This window comes from Parabacteroides massiliensis, assembly GCF_900155425.1.
GTDB lineage: Bacteria > Bacteroidota > Bacteroidia > Bacteroidales > Tannerellaceae > Parabacteroides > Parabacteroides massiliensis.
On sequence record NZ_LT700191.1, the window covers coordinates 1671545 to 1689545 of the forward strand.

General features: G+C 47.9%; 11 protein-coding genes. 8 read left to right on the top strand and 3 right to left on the bottom strand.

The window, feature by feature from the left end; genetic code table 11:
- Positions 1-8: 8 nt before the first annotated feature.
- Complete coding sequence (locus tag BQ9893_RS17755) at positions 9-1142, bottom strand: clostripain-related cysteine peptidase (protein ID WP_075967154.1); 1134 nt, start codon at positions 1140-1142, stop codon at positions 9-11.
- A gap of 95 nt (positions 1143-1237) precedes the next feature.
- On the bottom strand, positions 1238-2761 hold the full coding sequence (locus BQ9893_RS17760) for a glycoside hydrolase family 10-like protein (RefSeq protein ID WP_075967155.1): 1524 nt from the start codon (positions 2759-2761) through the stop codon (positions 1238-1240).
- Between the two features lie 228 nt (positions 2762-2989).
- On the opposite strand from BQ9893_RS17760, the gene BQ9893_RS17765 reads away from it, so the two are divergent.
- From BQ9893_RS17765 to rsgA, 8 genes are all read left to right on the top strand, one after another.
- Positions 2990-6217, top strand: coding sequence for a glycosyl hydrolase (locus tag BQ9893_RS17765; protein WP_075967156.1), 3228 nt, complete (start codon positions 2990-2992; stop codon positions 6215-6217).
- A gap of 122 nt (positions 6218-6339) precedes the next feature.
- Positions 6340-9132 carry an excinuclease ABC subunit UvrA gene (gene uvrA / locus BQ9893_RS17770; protein WP_075967157.1) on the top strand — a complete coding sequence of 931 codons (2793 nt, stop codon included), beginning with the start codon at positions 6340-6342 and terminating at the stop codon, positions 9130-9132.
- A gap of 113 nt (positions 9133-9245) precedes the next feature.
- Entirely contained in the window at positions 9246-10547 is a 1302-nt protein-coding gene (locus BQ9893_RS17775) for an ATP-binding protein (RefSeq protein WP_075967158.1), read from the top strand.
- Positions 10548-10861: 314 nt separating this feature from the next.
- Entirely contained in the window at positions 10862-11572 is a 711-nt protein-coding gene (gene pyrH, locus BQ9893_RS17780; RefSeq protein WP_075967159.1) for a UMP kinase, read from the top strand.
- A 636-nt stretch (positions 11573-12208) separates the two neighbouring features.
- A complete protein-coding gene (locus tag BQ9893_RS17785; protein WP_244155214.1) occupies positions 12209-13798 on the top strand; it encodes a glycoside hydrolase family 32 protein in 1590 nt (529 codons plus the stop codon).
- 17 nt (positions 13799-13815) lie between these two features.
- Positions 13816-14976 carry an MFS transporter gene (locus BQ9893_RS17790; RefSeq protein ID WP_075967453.1) on the top strand — a complete coding sequence of 387 codons (1161 nt, stop codon included), beginning with the start codon at positions 13816-13818 and terminating at the stop codon, positions 14974-14976.
- A 108-nt stretch (positions 14977-15084) separates the two neighbouring features.
- Positions 15085-15648, top strand: a complete 564-nt coding sequence (gene frr, locus BQ9893_RS17795; RefSeq protein ID WP_075967161.1) for a ribosome recycling factor — start codon at positions 15085-15087, stop codon at positions 15646-15648.
- 90 nt (positions 15649-15738) lie between these two features.
- Positions 15739-16671, top strand: coding sequence for a ribosome small subunit-dependent GTPase A (rsgA, locus tag BQ9893_RS17800; protein WP_075967162.1), 933 nt, complete (start codon positions 15739-15741; stop codon positions 16669-16671).
- On the opposite strand, the gene dgt is transcribed toward rsgA, so the two are convergent.
- On the bottom strand, positions 16668-17993 hold the full coding sequence (dgt, locus tag BQ9893_RS17805) for a dGTP triphosphohydrolase (RefSeq protein WP_075967163.1): 1326 nt from the start codon (positions 17991-17993) through the stop codon (positions 16668-16670). The genes rsgA and dgt overlap by 4 nt on opposite strands.
- Positions 17994-18001 lie beyond the last annotated feature (8 nt).

Below are 18001 nucleotides of genomic sequence, written 5' to 3' on the forward strand. Positions count from 1 at the left end.
TAGCAAGCCTATTCGTATACCGCCTTATACCAGCTAACCCTTTGTTTATACCATTCGAGCATTTTGGAGAGAGATTCTTGCGGGACGAAAACGGTCAGGCCGCAATAGCTTTCTACCGGTAATGCCTGTTGAGGTGTGCCGTAGTAATAATAAGATTTAGGAGTATGTGCCTTGTAGATAACCGCTTTGTCCAGGCAACAGATGAATTTGCTGTATTGTTCGTCTGTCGCCAACTGCTTGATATAGTCGGCCATGTCATATAACATTCCGGGACTGCGATACAAGTATTCCAGTCTTTGCATCTTTTTAAGATCGAGGCTGTAAATATCGCTTTCGGTCTTATCAGCCAAGATATCATGTGTTATGTTTTTCAGATTATCCAGTTCGCTTGTTTTCGTAAGCGATACGGTCGCATACGGATAAGAATTGTTCAGATAATGGTTGTAGAATGTTTGGCCCACCATTTCCAGTTGCAGGCCGGAGGCAAACAGTTGTGGCATCATCTCTGCATAAGGCCATCCGTCCGCCAGTGTTTCGGTGGGGGAAGCCAAGATATATTCGGCCTTGTTCCTAAGTTCATAAGCACATTCGATGCTTGCCATGTAGCAGGCATCGAACAAGATGAAATCAAATACGTTATCCGGCAGCCCTTTCGCCAGGTCGTCGATCTCCATCCAGTTGTTGCCGTCCTGTCCGAACGCTTTCAGCTTATTCTGGTAGTCGGAGGGAAGCCAGGCAGTCCCGTGGCTCCATAATATCAATCCATAGCTGTCTGCCGGATATTGTGAAAGCACTTCGCCGATCACACTCCGCATCACATCCGGATCTGCCGAATTCTGCTTTTCATAGTCCTTCAGGTGGAATTTCTTGACGACACCGTTTTCTTCTTTTATCTGAAGAAGTTCCGGGTTCGAACCGGCAGGAGCATAATAAACGATCAGGTTTCCTCCGTTGAGGTTTTGGGCTGTCGCACCTTCTATCATGCTCTCTATGTTTTTTGAGGCAAAACTGTTGAGGCTGTTATTGGCCATCATATAGACTAAGATGGTACGCGTAGTTCGGGGTCCCGGAGTTTCATTCTCGGAACAACCTGTAAATCCTAAGCAAAGGATGATAAACAGAGTGATAAGCTTTAATTTCATATGCCCTCAATACTAAATGTATTTCGTAACAAAGATACGAAATTAATCGGTTCTGTATGTGTGTATTGGCTGTCAATTATGCTAATGATACCGGACTAAAGTTTTACCATTTTGCTTTTGCCTTGATTCTCATTGTGAAAACGGTCTACTGCCGTGACTACGTAGCGGTATTTGTGTTTCCCGTCGTCGTAGGGTAGCAGATAGTTCGTTTTGCGTGTGATCGCTACTATCTTCGAAGGATCGTTCAGGTTGACCGGCTCTTTGTTTTCGAAGCGGTAGATGACGAAATAGTTTGCCAATTCGGGATTGGTCCTGCTTTGTTCCGCCTGCCAGTGCAACATATACCCTTGGGCAGTCCATTCGGCCTTCAGTTTCTTGACCTCCTCCGGCGCCCGGTTGTGCAGGTGAGTATAGGCCGGGATCAGAGCCGGATATCGGTGGTAGTTCCGTTTCAGGCTGTCGGCCACACCTTGGTTGTTCCAAAGTATTTCGTTTGCCGGCCAGAAGCAATTTCCGTTGATATGGGAAAGTGAGCGTTCGTAGCGCATCTTGCGGGTCAGTTCTCCGGCTTTCATGGTGCGGGCTATATCCTGGCCGATATATAGATGTCCGCCATTGGCATTTTTGTTCCACCATTTGATAAGCGTGATGTAATCGGCAGCCGGGTGTCCGATCTCCCAATATATCTGTGGAATGTTGTAGTCTATCCAACCCTCTTTTACCCAGCGTGTCACGTCTGCGTACAGGTCGTCGTAGTTTTGCAATCCGTTGGTGTTGCTGCCTGAACCGTCGGGCGTGCTTTTCTTATTGCGGTAGATGCCGAACGGGCTGATGCCGAATCTGACCCACGGTTTGGATAGCAGGATAGTGCGCTTGATCTCACGAATCAGCTTGTTCACATTCTCCCTTCGCCAGTCGGCACGTTGTGATGCTTTATATCCTTTGTTCAATCCGTATTTCTGAAAACTATTGTCGTCCGGGAAAGGCATGCCGGCTACCGGATAAGGATAGAAATAGTCGTCCATGTGGATTGCGTCTACATCATAACGGCTTACGATATCCCGTACCACACGGCAGATGAACTGCCGGCTTTCCGGTAATCCGGGGTCAAACAAGATTTGTTTGTTGTAGGTCACGAACCATTCCGGATGTTTATTATATATATGTGAATCGGCAAAACGGGTGTATCCGCCTGTACTTGCCCGGTAAGGATTCAGCCAGGCATGGAATTCCATATTCCGTTTGTGGCATTCTTCGATCAAGAAAGCCATTACGTCGAAGTCTCCGGCAGGTGCGAGTCCCTGCTGGCCGGTATAGAAACGGCTCCAAGGTTCGATGTCCGATTTGTAGAAAGCGTCAGCTTCCGGACGTACCTGGAAGATGATGGCATTGATCCCGCATTTTTGCAGATAGTTAAGCTTGCGGATAAAGTCTTTCCGCATTTGTACGGGTGTCATATCTTTGTATTCTCCCTGGAAAGCGGTCTGTATCCAAGCCCCGCGAAATTCCCGTTTCACATCTTTTCCAGTCGATTGCTGCGGTATTTGTTGTGCCGTCTTACATGATGTTACTGCGCCAAGCAGCAAGACCAGTAGCAGACGAAGGTATTTTGCCATCATGAAGTCTATAAGTTTGAGATTCTTTTGTCTGTTATTTAATCCACCTGCAAAGATAATAAAAGTTTAAAAGCCTCTATCTTTTTTGCGTTATAAACAGTGGTTTTGAGAATAAGGCTTGATGGAAATTTGTTTGGAAAAGCATTTTTGAAAAGATATAAATCAATATAGAAAACAGAGGTGGAAAGAATCTTGTTACTTTTACCGCCGAAATCTTAAAAAGAACAGACCATGAGGAAACCTCTGTTTAAAACATTGCTTTGTCTTTCGTTGTTGATGCCTTTTACGGGAAACGGGCAAGAGAGAAATGCGCTTGAGTCCGGTTTTATGAATCCGGCCGAAAAGGTACAAACATCCGTTTATTGGTATTGGATCTCCGGGAATATCTCGGAAGAAGGTGTGAAAAAGGACCTGTATTCGATGAAAGAAGCCGGGATCAACCGGGCTTTTATCGGGAACATCGGGTTGGAAGGAATTCATACGCTCTATAAGACCGTTCCGTTTTATAGTGAGGAATGGTGGAAGATATTGCATGCAGCCCTTAAAACGGCAACTGAATTAGGAATAGAGATCGGTATCTTTAATTCTCCCGGATGGAGCCAGTCGGGCGGGCCGTGGGTGAAACCTGAGCAGGCGATGCGTTATCTGGCATCGGTGAAGGCGGAAGTCAGCGGAGGAAAACAGGTAGAAGTTGTTTTGGCGAAACCCGATAAAGACTTCCAGGATGTAAAGGTAATCGCTTTTCCCTCTGTCGGGAAGAAAGCAGCCCGGTTGTCGGTGGCAAATGCAAAAGTGACATCTGCTATGCCTTTGCAAAACCTGAACAGCCTGATTGACGGAGATAAGGAGACAGCCGTGCTTTTTACGGAAAAGAGCGAAAAGCCGGTGGCGATCGATTTCAGGGCGGACGCCCCGTTTACCTTACGCAGTTTGCAAATCTTTCCCGCCCGTCAGCCGATTCAAGCCAATGCCCGCTTATGGGTGAAAGAAAACGGGGCTTATCGGATGCTGTCCGAGTTCAAGCTCGACCGTTTCAATGCAAATTTGAATGTCGGCTTTGATCCGTATGCACCGGTTGTTGTCTCTGTCCCGGCGACGACGGCAAGCGAGTTCCGGTTGGAGTTGGCAAACGTGGGTCCCGGTATGGGGCTGAGCGAGGTGGAATTCTCTTCCTTTCCCGCCGTGGAACGTTATCCCGAAAAGACATTGGCCAAGATGTTTCAGACCCCGCTTCCTTATTGGCATGAATACCAGTGGCCGGTACAACCGGAAACGGACGATCCCTCTCTGGTGATCGATCCGGGGAAAGTATTGGATATTTCTGCTTTCTTGCAGGGAGACCGTCTTGTGTGGAAAGCTCCGGCGGGAGAATGGACGATCTTGCGCACCGGTATGCTCCCGACAGGCGTGACAAACAGTCCTGCCGACCCCGAAGCAACCGGACTGGAGATAGATAAGATGAGCCGCAAACATGTGGAAGCACACTTCGAGGCCTTTATGGGTGAAATATACCGTCGTATTCCGGCAGAAGACCGTGCCTGTTGGAAAGTAGTCGTGCAAGATAGTTACGAGACAGGCGGGCAGAACTTTACCGACGACTTCTTGTCGGAATTCCAGGCGCGTTACGGCTATGACCCGTTACCGTTCCTTCCTGTTTATGAAGGATATGTGGTCAAGAGCGAGGACCAGTCCGACCGTTTCCTTTGGGATCTGCGGCGCTTGGTTGCGGATAAGATCGCATACGACTATGTCGGCGGCTTACGGGATGTGTGTCATAAATATGGTTTGACGACCTGGTTGGAAAACTACGGGCATTGGGGGTTCCCCGGTGAGTTCCTGCAATATGGCGGACAATCGGACGAGATAGGAGGTGAGTTCTGGAGTTTCGGCGATTTGGGCAATATCGAGAACCGTGCCGCTTCTTCCTGCGGACATATTTATGGGAAACAGAAGATTTCGGCCGAATCGTTCACCAGTGGCGGGACGCCTTTCAGTTGTTATCCCGCCATGATGAAACAACGCGGCGACCGTTTCTTTACGGAAGGGATCAACAATACGTTGTTGCATGTCTATATCTCTCAACCTTCGGAAGAACGCGAGCCGGGGATGAACGCCTGGTTCAGTAGCGAATTCAACCGGCTGAACACCTGGTATCCGCAGATGGATTTGTTTACATCCTATCTGAAACGAGTCAACTATATGTTGCAACAAGGCTTGAATATTGCCGATGTCGCTTATTTCATCGGCGAAGATGCTCCCAAAATGACCGGTATCGTAGACCCCGAACTGCCGAAAGGTTACCAGTTCGATTATATCAATGCCGAGGTGATCGAGCGCGACCTCTTTGTCAAAGACGGTTTGCTGACGTTGCCTCACGGCACTCAATACCGGATACTGGTACTTCCGAAGCTTGAAACTATGCGTCCCGAACTGCTTGCCAAGATCAAGAAACTGATCGAAGACGGTGCAGTTGTCTTAGGTCCGGCCCCGAAACGTTCGCCGAGTGGAGAATCTTACCAAACGGCCGACAGGCAGGTTGAAAAATTGGCCGGCGAATTATGGTCCGGTTTGGACGGGCGAAGCGTGAAGGCAGTCAAAAGAGGAAAAGGCGAATTGCTGTTCGGTATGACAATGGAGGAGGCCTTGAAGCATATCGGTTGTGTGCCGGATTGCGGATTGCCGGCAGATGCTCCGGTTCTCTACGGGCACCGTGCTGCTGTAGATGCCGATATCTATTTTATCTCCAACCAGAAAGACGAAACGATCGAGCTCCGTCCGGAATTCCGTGTCCGTTCAAAGCAACCGGAGTTGTGGGATGCGACAACAGGCCGTATTCGTACGCTCCCGGCCTATGAGGAGACAGCTGCGGGGACAGTCGTTCCATTGAAGCTGTATCCTTATGAGAGCGCTTTCGTCGTGTTCCGTCGGCCGGCCACAAAAGCGGAGGGGACAGGGTTGCAACTGAACTATCCGGTTCCGCAGACGCTTGTCCGCCTGGATGCTCCCTGGAAAGTATCTTTTGAGGAAAAGAGAAGAGGCCCTGCAAGCCAGACCTTTGCCTGCCTGGAAGATATCAGCAAGAACGAGAATCCCGATATCCGCTATTATTCCGGTACGATTTGGTACGAGACGGAATTTAAGTTGAAAAAGAAACCGGAGGGCGAATTGTATCTGAATCTGAACGATGTCGGTGTGATGGCAAAAGTGAAGATCAACGGTCAGTATGCCGGTGGTGTCTGGACGGCTCCCTACCGGGTAAATGTCACGAATTTGGTTCGTAAAGGAAAGAATAAAGTTGAGATAGAGGTCGTTACTACATGGATGAACCGTTTGATCGGCGACAGTGGTTTGCCGGAGTCCGAACGGAAAACCTGGACACCTTGCAATAGCTGGAAACCAACCGATACGTTGCAGAAATCCGGCCTGGTCGGCCCCGTTTATATAGAAAGTGTGAATTGATTGTTTCCGAATGTGAATGTCAGCCGTTTACTTGGCAAAACGGCAATCCTTTTTTACTTTTGCGATTCGGGAAGGTGTGTCAAAACTATCTTCCTCGGAACCGATTAATGAAGGAAATAATTATGTCCGAAAACAATTCTATATTCATCAAGGGAGCTCGAATCAATAACCTGAAAAATATCGATGTCGAGATTCCCAGAGACAAACTTGTCGTTATAACCGGCCTTTCCGGTAGTGGAAAATCATCATTGGCATTCGATACGTTGTATGCGGAAGGGCAGCGCCGCTATGTGGAGAGCCTTTCCGCCTATGCCCGCCAGTTCCTGGGGCGTATGAGCAAGCCGGAGTGTGATTATATCAAAGGCATTCCCCCTGCCATCGCCATCGAACAAAGGGTGAACACCCGCAACCCGCGTTCGACGGTGGGAACCTCTACGGAGATATACGAATACCTTCGCCTCCTGTATGCCCGTATCGGGAAAACCATCTCTCCCGTGTCGGGGACGGAAGTGAAGAAACACCAGGTAAGCGATATCGTGAAAGAAGTCTTAGGTTATCCCGCCGGGACTCGCTTTGCCGTATATGCCCCTGTCGTCCTGCCGGATGGGCGCGGTATCAAAGAACAATTGGAAATCCTGCAAAAAGAAGGGTACACCCGTTTATCCATTGGCGAGACCGTTTACCGTATCGGTGAAGTGCTGGCGGATGACGCATTGCTTTCCTCCCCGGTGATCGAACTGTTGATAGACCGTCTGGTCGTATCGGATGACAAGACATTGAAAAGCCGTCTTGCCGACTCTGCCGAAACGGCTTTCTTCGAAGGACACGATACCTGTATCATCCGTATCTACACACCCGAAGGAACGGTTGTAAAAGAATATTCCAAGAAGTTCGAGGCAGATGGAATGGTGTTCGAGGAGCCGACCGATATGATGTTCAGCTTCAACAACCCGTTGGGAGCCTGCCCGACATGCGAAGGGTTCGGGAAGGTGCTCGGCATAGATGAAAATCTGGTCGTGCCCGATAAAAGCCTGTCCGTCTTCCAGGGAGCGGTAGTCTGCTGGAAAGGCGATGTGATGGGAGAGTGGTTGAAGGAGTTTATCTTGAAGAGCGAGAAATACAACTTCCCTATCCACCGTCCCTATTACGATCTGACACAAAAGGAGAAGGACCTGCTTTGGCACGGAGCCCGCGGACTGCACGGCATCGACGACTTCTTTAAGTTTGTGGAAGAGAACCTCTATAAGATACAGTATCGCGTGATGTTGGCACGCTATCGCGGAAAGACCGTTTGCCCGACCTGCAAAGGTTCCCGTCTGCGTCCCGAAGCCCTCTATGTAAAAGTGGGAGGAAAGAATATCGCGGAACTGGTCGCCCTTCCGATCACGGAAGCAAAGGCCTTTTTCGATAATCTCCGGCTCGACGAGAACGATGCCTCCATCGCCAAACGTTTGCTGACGGAAATCTCCAACCGCCTGCAATTCCTCTTGGATGTGGGATTGGGCTACCTGACGCTCGACCGTCTGTCCGCCTCTCTTTCCGGTGGTGAGAGCCAACGTATCAACCTGGCGACCTCTTTGGGCAGCAGCCTGGTCGGTTCCCTTTATATATTGGACGAGCCGAGTATCGGGCTTCATTCGCGCGACACCGATTTGCTGATCAAGGTGCTCCGCCAATTGCAGGCATTGGGCAATACGGTTGTCGTGGTGGAACATGACGAAGAGATTATCCGTGCGGCCGATTACATCATCGATATCGGTCCGAAAGCCGGTCGCCTGGGGGGAGAAGTGGTCTATCAGGGCGATGTGGACGATTTGAAGACCAGCAGCAACAGCTATACCGTTCGTTATCTGACAGGTGAGGACCGGATAGAAGTGCCCCTTTACCGTCGTCCCTGGAATAATTATATCGAGGTGAAAGGCGCCCGCAAAAACAACCTGAAAGGGATCGATGTGAAATTCCCCCTGAATGTGATGACGGTCGTGACGGGTGTCAGCGGTTCGGGAAAAAGCTCGCTTGTGCGTGATATTTTCTACGAGGGTGTCAAGCATTATTTGGACGAGGCTGCCCGTTTGATGGTTGACTGTTCCGGTTTGGAAGGCGATATGCACATGATTAAAAGCATCGAGTTTGTCGACCAAAACTCCATCGGCAAGAGTTCCCGTTCCAACCCGGTGACCTATATCGGGGCCTACGACGAGATCCGTAAACTTTACGGCGAACAGCCCTTGGCTAAACAGATGGGCTATTCGGCTGCCTATTTCTCCTTTAATAAGGAAGGCGGACGATGCGAAGAATGTAAAGGAGAAGGAAAGATCACGGTCGAGATGCAGTTCATGGCCGATATCACCCTCGAATGCGAAACCTGCCACGGCAAACGTTTCAAACAGGATGTGCTCGATGTCGAATATCACGGTGCGAGTATCTATGATATGTTGGAAATGACCGTGAACCAAGCGATCGAGTTCTTCGGCCAATATCAGGGTTCGCAGGAAAAAAAGATCATCAAGAAACTGAAACCCCTCCAGGATGTCGGATTGGGATACATCAAACTCGGCCAGACTTCGTCCACTTTGTCCGGTGGTGAAAACCAGCGTGTGAAACTGGCTTACTATCTGGGCCAGGAGAAACAGGAACCGACGCTCTTCGTCTTTGACGAGCCGACGACCGGCCTGCATTTCCATGACATCAAGACTTTGTTGAAGGCTTTCAATGCCTTGATCGATAAAGGGCATACGGTTGTTATCATCGAGCATAACATGGATGTGATCAAATGTGCCGACCATCTGATCGATCTCGGTCCCGAAGGAGGAAATGCCGGAGGGAATCTGGTCTGTGCCGGAACGCCGGAAGAGGTGGCGATGTGCGAAGCATCCTATACGGGAAAATATTTAAAGGATAAACTTCTTTTCTGAGCTGGTACAACTGTGTTGGCTAACACCTGGAAAAAAGTTGCAATCTTGGGACTGTTTTCCTGGAAAAAAGTTGTAATATTGTAGCTGTAATATTGGAAAAAAGTTGCAGAAGTATGCTTAAAAGAAAGATTATCAATGAACTGTTGTATTGGAAAAGGAAGACTACAAACAAGGCTCTTCTGATTAAAGGTGCCCGGCAAGTAGGAAAAACAACTATTGTACGCCAATTCGCAAAGGCCAATTACAAGCATTTCATAGAGATCAACTTTGAGCAAATGCCTACGGCAAAACAAGCGTTCGATGGAAATTTGGATGCCCGTACCATACTTATAAATCTTTCGGCAATGGGATATGGTCCGTTGGAACCCGGCGAGACTTTGATTTTCTTCGATGAGATACAATCTTGCCCAAAAGCAAGAACAGCAATAAAGTTTTTGGTGGAAGACGGACAATACGATTATATAGAGTCGGGCTCTTTACTTGGCATCAACTACAAGGACGTATCGTCCTATCCGGTTGGCTTCGAACATGAGTTGGATATGTATCCTCTTGATTTTGAGGAATTCCTGTGGGCTTGCCATATCGGCGAAGATGTAATCGGCATGCTGGAAGATTGTTATGAGAATCTTCGTCCCGTACCTGCTTTTCTCCATCAGCAAATAATGGAGCGATACCGTCAATACTTGATAGTGGGAGGTATGCCTGAAGTTGTGGCGACATACCTTGCCAATGAAGATTTCAACAAAACTGTCACCAATCAGAAAGACATTCTCACAGGCTATCGCAACGACATATCCAAATATGCAGGGAATGATAAAATGCTGGTGAAATCAGTATTTGATGCTATCCCCGGACAATTGAGCAAACAAGACAAACGTTTTGTTCTTGCAGCGATAGAGAAGAATGCCTCACGGCGTAAGTACGGGGCGCCTACCCAGTGGTTGGTAGATGCGGGTATGGCATACTATTCTTTTAATGTAGGCTCATTTGAACTGCCATTTCCGAGCCATGAAAACCTCAAGTTGTACAAACTCTTCTTTGTCGATAGCGGACTCATGTGTGCCATGATGCTCGATAAGATACAAGTCAAGGTCTTGACAGGTGATATCTTTGTGAACGAGGGAGCTCTTGCCGAGAACTATGTGGCAGGTGAATTGGCCAAACATGGCATATCGTTGAACTATTACGACAGGAAGAGTAAACATGAACTTGACTTCGTTTTTCCTGAAGGAAATAAGATTTCAATCATAGAGGTGAAGTCGGGGAAGGACTACAAGAAACACTCTTCGCTCGATATGGCCCAAAGTCTTTTTGGCGACAGAATAAACCGACGGATAGTAATGAGCGGTAATGATTTGGAATTTGAAAACGGTATCCTATATTTACCTCTTTATATGAGTATGTTTATAAAATAAAATATCGTGCAAAATAAGTAATAAATACATGCGGTTTTGTTGGGTAAAAATATACGGCAATCCGTTTCTTTCCGCTGAAAGAGGATTGCCGTATAAAAGTTAGGAATTATAAGGTTCTGGTGACTTTTTCGCGTCTTCAAAATAAGTAAGTGTGTATCTTTATTCTCGGACAAAGATAGAAGAGAGATGTTACAATGCTGTTACAACGAGGGTACAGTCTTGTTAAATGTTTTACTAAAATGAAGGACTGCTATTGCCGGGTTATTGAAATACTGTATTTTTGTGGATATAACAATCAAACGAATCAAGATAATATGGCTCAGTACAAACGTATCCTGTTGAAATTAAGCGGCGAATCGCTTATGGGAGGTAAACAATATGGTATAGACGAAGTTCGTCTGAACGAATATGCGGCACAGATCAAAGAGATAGCCGAAATGGGTGTCCAGATCGGAATCGTGATTGGCGGCGGCAACATCTTCCGCGGCTTGAGCGGAGCGTCCAAAGGCTTCGACCGTGTGAAAGGCGACCAGATGGGGATGCTGGCAACGGTCATCAACAGCCTGGCCTTGAGTTCTGCCCTTGTGGCTCATGGCGTGAAAGCCAAGGTGCTGACAGCTATCCGTATGGAACCGATCGGCGAGTTTTATAATAAATGGCGGGCGATCGAATTGCTTGAACAAGGTAATGTCGTGATCATGTCGGGCGGAACCGGCAATCCGTTCTTTACGACCGACACGGGCTCATCCCTGCGTGGTATCGAGATCGAAGCGGACGTGATGCTGAAGGGAACCCGCGTAGACGGCATCTATACGGCCGATCCTGAAAAAGACCCGACAGCCACCAAGTTCTCGGAGATCACCTATGATGAAATCTATACACGCGGTCTCAAGGTCATGGACCTGACGGCGACCACGATGTGTAAGGAAAACAACCTTCCGATCATCGTTTTCGATATGGATACCAACGGCAACCTGAAAAAAGTGATGAGCGGAGAAAACATCGGAACGCTGGTGCATAATTGACAATCCGCCGGTATCCGAAAAGAAATATTCTGTTGTGAAAGGTGACAGATGACAGATAAAAAGGCCTTTTTGCAAAACTTTTCTGTGTAATTGAATTAGAATAGGCTCCCTTAAAGGCACCCTCTTCTAATTCACTTTTCCCTTAAACTTTTACAGAAATGGGTTTTTATCTGTCATCTGTCACCATAAATCATTGATAATCAATAATCGCTTTTTTAACTGCCATTCTATTTTCCCCCTTTCCTCGAACGCAAAGAAACAACCTGTTTTTATCCGGCTTTTATAACCGGACTACATAAAGCTATGCTTTAGCTCCCCTAACCCATAGCTTTACACCGGCTAAAGCTATGCTTTACGGTTTGCCGAGTGCCTCGATTTCCCGTACCTGGAGTGATATAAGGATGCTTTCCTGAATTATGTTGATTTTTCGGATGAAATGAAAAATAGTAGAAAAAAATTTTTTCTGTAAAAACTTGAAGAATAATTACGATGTGAACAATAAATAGTGTATATTTGAGGATGGATAGTGTAACCTTTTTGATTTCATTGTTTTATTTTAAATTCTAATTTTCCATGGAAGTGAAAACAAGATGCGTGTTGATTCTCGTAAGTGCTCTGCTGACCTGCATTTCTGCAATGGAGGCACAAGACTTGGCAATGAAGATTACGAAGAGATATCTTAATCTTCCGGTTTCGCATCAGACAGACCGGGCGGTAATGACTTTTGATGTGGATGGCAAACAGGAACGGGCGTTTGATATTCGCCTGGCTCCGGAAAACCCGGACTATTGGGTTTTCTGTGATATGTCTGCTTTGAAGGGCAAAGAGATAAAAATCTCCTATAAGGGGAACAAGGCCGGAATAAACAAGATATATCAGGCAGATGAAATAGCGGGGCAGGATAGTCTGTATGCCGAAACCAACCGCCCGCAAATTCACTATACTCAACGTAGGGGGTGGAATAACGACCCTAACGGACTGTTGTACTATGACGGTGAATACCACCTGTTCTACCAGCATAATCCGTATGAGCGCGATTGGGGAAATATGCATTGGGGGCATGCGGTAAGTAAAGACTTGATACATTGGGAGGAACTGCCTGTCGCCCTGTATCCGGACGAACATGGTACGATGTTCTCCGGTTCGGCTGTGATCGACTATGGCAACACCTCCGGCTTCGGAAAGAAAGGTACTCCGGCGATGGTGGCTGTCTATACTGCCGACAGTCCGGAAAAGCAGGTGCAATGTGTTGCTTATAGCCTCGACAGAGGGCGTACGTGGACGAAATATACGGGAAACCCGGTGATCGACTCCAAAGCGAAATGGAACAGTAAAGATACCCGTGACCCGAAAGTTTTCTGGCATAAGCCATCCCGTAAATGGGTGATGGTTCTGAATGAACGCGACGGGCATTCTATCTATAACTCGGATAACCTGAAAGACTGGACGTTCGAAAGCCATATCACCGGCTTTTGGGAGTGTCCCGAATTGTTCGAACTCCCTGTCGATGGAAATAAGAATAATACCAAGTGGGTGATGTACGGAGCCTCCGGCACTTATATGATCGGGGCTTTTGACGGCAAGAAGTTTACACCTGAAGCCGGTAAATATTACTATTCGACCGGTTCTATCTATGCCGCCCAGACCTTCACCGGTATCCCTGAATCCGACGGGCGTCGCATCCAGTTGGGCTGGGGGCGTATTTCTCATCCGGGAATGCCTTTCAACGGCATGATGTTGCTTCCGACAGAATTGTCTTTGCATACGACCAAAGACGGTATCCGCCTTTTCAGCAAACCGGTCAAAGAGTTTGACCGGTTGCAGACGGAAGCCGGCCGGTGGAATTCACTGACGGCCGATAAGGCCAATGAGTTGCTTCAATCATATAACAATGCCGGGATATTGCGTATCCGGACCACGGTCAAACTGTCTCATGCCACGAGCGCGGGCCTGAACCTCTTCGGGCAACCTTTATTGGATTATGATATGAACTTCAACCGCATAAACGGCGTGTTCTATTCACCTGAAGATATGACCAGCATGGAAATTACGGCCGATATCATTCTGGATAAGACATCTGTTGAAGTCTTTATCGATGACGGCGCTTACTCCTATTCGATGGAGCGCCGTCCGGATATGAAGAATAAAGAAGGTTTTCGTTTTTGGGGAAATAATGTGGAAGTAAAGGACCTGGAAGTGTATACGCTCCGGTCTATATGGAAATAAAAAACAGCAGACAGATCATGAAAGAGAAAAGTTTGTATATGAGATTGATCCCGGTGATGCTTGTCTTCTTCACGATGGGATTTGTGGATTTGGTGGGAATTGCCTCCAACTATGTGAAGCTGGATTTAGGGCTGACGGATTCCGAAGCGAATATTTTCCCCTCCTTGGTGTTCTTCTGGTTCCTGATCTTCTCCGTCCCGACAGGGATGTTGATGAATAAGATCGGACGGAAAAAGACGGTCATGCTGAGTCTGGCCGTTACCTTCGTGTCGTTGCTGATCCCGTGTTTCGGCGAGGGCTATATGGTGATGCTGGTCTCCTTTTCTTTGTTGGGGATCGGGAATGCTTTGATGCAGACTTCGCTGAACCCGCTTCTGTCTAATATTATTACCGGAGATAAGTTGGCGAGCAGCCTGACTTTCGGGCAGTTTGTCAAAGCGATCGCCTCTTTTCTGGCGCCTTATATTGCTATGTGGGGAGCGACTGCGGCGATCCCTTCGTTGGGGTTGGGCTGGCGTGTGCTGTTTCCGGTCTATATGGTGATCGCGGTTGTTGCGATTTTCCTGTTAGGGGCGACCCCTATCAAGGAAGAGAGGCCGGAAGGCAGGCCCTCCACGTTCGGTGAATGTATAGCCTTGCTGGGTAACCCGTTTATCCTGTTGATGTTTGTCGGCATCATGTGTCATGTCGGCATAGATGTCGGTACGAATACCACCGCCCCTAAAATCCTGATGGAACGGGTGGGGATGGATATACATGCGGCGGCGTTTGCAACGAGCCTCTATTTCATCTTTCGTACGATCGGTTGCCTGACCGGTTCGCTGATCCTGGCTCATTGGTCGCCGAAGAAGTTCTTCATCGTCAGTGTCGTATTGATGGTCGCCTCGATGGTGGGTTTCCTTCTGTTTGACAGCAAGGCCCTGCTATATGTCAGCATCGCTTTGGTCGGATATGGTAATTCGAACGTCTTCTCCATTCTTTTCTCCCAGGCTTTATTGTCGATGCCCCAACGGCAGAACGAGGTGTCCGGCCTGATGATTATGGGACTTTTCGGGGGAACGGTCTTCCCGCTTTTGATGGGTTTTGCCTCCGATGCTCTCCATTCGCAGACAGGAGCTTTGCTGGTTTTGGCAGTCGGGGTGTTTTATCTGCTCTCCCTTTTTACGAAATTGAAGTGATCCTGAAGGTTCGGAAAAACATATTTCCGTAAACAGTTTGCCAAAAAGAAAAACTTTACTATTTTTGTTTGCCTAACGAACAAAGAAAACAAAAATATACAATCACTTATGGCAGATATAAAACAGTATGTAAAGGCGGCAGAAGAGAAGATGACTTTTGCGATCGAATATTTGGACGAACAGTTGTCTCATATCCGTGCCGGAAAGGCGAATCCGAAAATCTTGGATTGCGTGAGAGTTATGTATTACGGAGCTCCTGTCCCTTTGACAAATGTGGCTACCGTAACTATACCGGATGCAAGAACGATCATGATCACCCCGTGGGAAAAGAAGATTATCAAAGATATTGAAAAAGGAATCATGGATTCCGAAGTCGGTATCACTCCTGAAAACAATGGTGAAGTGATCCGTTTGGGTATTCCTCCTCTGACGGAAGAACGTCGTCGTCAGTTGGCTAAACAGTCCAAACAGGAAGCGGAAACGGCCAAGATCAGTATCCGTAATGCCCGCCGCGATGCAATCGAACAATTGAAGAAAAGCATCAAGTCCGAAGGAACTCCTGAAGATGTCGAAAAAGACGCAGAAGCAGAAGTCCAGAAAGTCCATGACAAGTATATCAAGAAAGTAGACGAACTCTACGCTGCAAAGGAAAAAGAAATAATGACGGTATAACGAGTTGAAAGTTGAAAGTTGAAAGTGACGGGATAGATCCTTTCTTTCAACTTTTAACTTTCAACTTTCAACTTTCAACTTTCAACTAACATGAGGGGATTGGTTATAAAGAATACGGGTAGCTGGTATACCGTACGCACCGATGACGGGCGCGATATAGAAAGTAAGATCAAAGGAAATTTTCGCCTGAAAGATATACGTACCACCAATCCTGTTGCGGTTGGAGACCGGGTCGATATAGATATCAATGCCGAAGGAACCGCCTTCATCACCCAGATCGAAGAGCGGAAGAATTATATCATCCGCCGCGCTTCTAACCTCTCCAAACAGTCGCATATCATTGCCGCAAATGTAGATCAGGCAATGTTGATCGTGACGGTCAACTATCCGATTACCACCACCGTTTTTATCGACCGCTTCCTTGCTACAGCCGAGGCCTATCGTGTGCCGGTGAAGCTGGTCTTCAACAAAATAGACCGTTATCATGGTGGAGACCGGGAATTGTTGGACGGTTTGATCAACCTGTATACGACAATCGGCTATCCTTGCTCCATGCTTTGCGCCCGTACCGAAGAGGGGTTGGACGAGTTGAAAGAGGATCTTAAAGGGAAGATCACCTTATTGTCCGGTCATTCCGGTGTGGGGAAATCGACAATCATCAATAAACTGGTTCCCGGTGCAGGCCTTCGCACCGGCGATATCTCCGAATACCACAACAAGGGGATGCACACCACGACCTTTTCCGAAATGATTCCTTTGCCCGGCGGTGGTTACCTGATCGACACTCCGGGGATCAAAGGTTTTGGCACGATCGAAATGGAAGGAGCGGAAATCGCCCATTACTTCCCCGAAATATTCAAATTCTCCGCCGATTGCAAATTCAACAACTGCTCTCACCGTCACGAGCCGGGCTGTGCGGTGTTGCGTGCCGTTGAAGACCATTATATCAGCGAATCGCGATATAAAAGCTACCTGAGCATACTGGAAGATAAGCTGGAAAGCAAGTACAGGGAGGAATATTAGACTGCCGGCAAACTCATCCCTGTGATTTTGCGGTATAAATCCAAAGCATATACATCTGTCATGCCGGAGATATAATCGAGTACGCATTGCACTTTGCCGTAGACGGTCGGCGCGTTCGTGTCGTACTGTTCCGGGATGCGTTGCAGCAGGAGCTTGCTGTAGGCATGGTCCTGGTTCATGACGGCTTCCGTCAACGTGTCGATCAAATGGCTGAAGATATGGTAACCGGCCAGTTCGATGTCTAACACCTCTTTGGCGCGATATATCTTTTTGTAAGCGGTTTCAGAGCAAGTTGCATAAGCAGCCTTTGCCTGGTCGCAAATGTTGTCGATAAGCGGAGTGTTGTATGTCCCGTTGAGGAGGCCTTCTTCATTTTCGAGGAAGATACGGGAACATTCGTCCACCAAAAGACCGATGATGCAGGAACGCAGGTAAGCGATCTGCTCGTTGGTGTCGTCCACCATTTTCATGACGCGGACAATATGGTCGAGGCGTTCTCCCTCGAAAAAGTTGAGGAGCAGCCGGATGGCCTCTTCCGTGGTCAGGATATGCAGCTTGCAGGCATCCTCGATATCCATGATCTGGTAGCAGATGTCATCAGCGGCTTCCACCAGGTAGACAAGCGGATAACGGACAAACTTGTTCGCGTCTTCCGGGTTCCGGCAAATACCTAATTCGTTGGCAATACGCATATAATCCTCCTCTTCCGATTGGAAGAAACCGAATTTTCCTTTCTTCCCTGCGTAAACGGAAGAATACGGATATTTGATGATGGATGCAAGCGTGCTGTATGTCAGGGCAAAGCCGCCTTTGCGACGGCCGATGAACTGGTGGGTGAGCAGGCGCATGGCATTCGCATTCCCTTCGAAGTGGAGGAAATCTTCATAGCGCCCTCCTTCGTTGATAATTTCTTCTTGCAGCTTTTTCCCGTTCCCTTCGGCAAAATAGGCAGAGATCGCCCGCTCTCCCGAATGCCCGAACGGCGGGTTGCCCATGTCGTGGGCCAGGCAGGCGGCTGAAACGATGGATCCTATTTCCGGGAAATTGACGCTCCCGTCCGGATATTTCCGCATCAGGCCTTTGGCTACATTATTACCTAATGAACGTCCTACGCAGGAAACTTCCAGGCTGTGTGTCAAACGGTTGTGCACGAATATGCTGCCCGGAAGAGGAAATACCTGCGTTTTGTTCTGCAAACGGCGGAAAGGGGAGGAGAAGATCAGGCGGTCGTAGTCTCGCTGAAAATCGGTACGTTCATGTTTGCGTTCATGATATTCTTCCATGCCGAAGCGTTTGCCGGAGAGTAATTGGTTCCAGTTCATCTTGTCTT

Bases quoted from the DNA above. Each gene is read 5' to 3' on its own strand.
- BQ9893_RS17755 (WP_075967154.1), bottom strand. From the start codon at position 1,142: ATGAAATTAAAGCTTATCACTCTGTTTATCATCCTTTGCTTAGGATTT.
- BQ9893_RS17760 (WP_075967155.1), bottom strand. From the start codon at position 2,761: ATGATGGCAAAATACCTTCGTCTGCTACTGGTCTTGCTGCTTGGCGCA.
- BQ9893_RS17765 (WP_075967156.1), top strand. From the start codon at position 2,990: ATGAGGAAACCTCTGTTTAAAACATTGCTTTGTCTTTCGTTGTTGATG.
- uvrA (WP_075967157.1), top strand. From the start codon at position 6,340: ATGTCCGAAAACAATTCTATATTCATCAAGGGAGCTCGAATCAATAAC.
- BQ9893_RS17775 (WP_075967158.1), top strand. From the start codon at position 9,246: ATGCTTAAAAGAAAGATTATCAATGAACTGTTGTATTGGAAAAGGAAG.
- pyrH (WP_075967159.1), top strand. From the start codon at position 10,862: ATGGCTCAGTACAAACGTATCCTGTTGAAATTAAGCGGCGAATCGCTT.
- BQ9893_RS17785 (WP_244155214.1), top strand. From the start codon at position 12,209: ATGGAGGCACAAGACTTGGCAATGAAGATTACGAAGAGATATCTTAAT.
- BQ9893_RS17790 (WP_075967453.1), top strand. From the start codon at position 13,816: ATGAAAGAGAAAAGTTTGTATATGAGATTGATCCCGGTGATGCTTGTC.
- frr (WP_075967161.1), top strand. From the start codon at position 15,085: ATGGCAGATATAAAACAGTATGTAAAGGCGGCAGAAGAGAAGATGACT.
- rsgA (WP_075967162.1), top strand. From the start codon at position 15,739: ATGAGGGGATTGGTTATAAAGAATACGGGTAGCTGGTATACCGTACGC.
- dgt (WP_075967163.1), bottom strand. From the start codon at position 17,993: ATGAACTGGAACCAATTACTCTCCGGCAAACGCTTCGGCATGGAAGAA.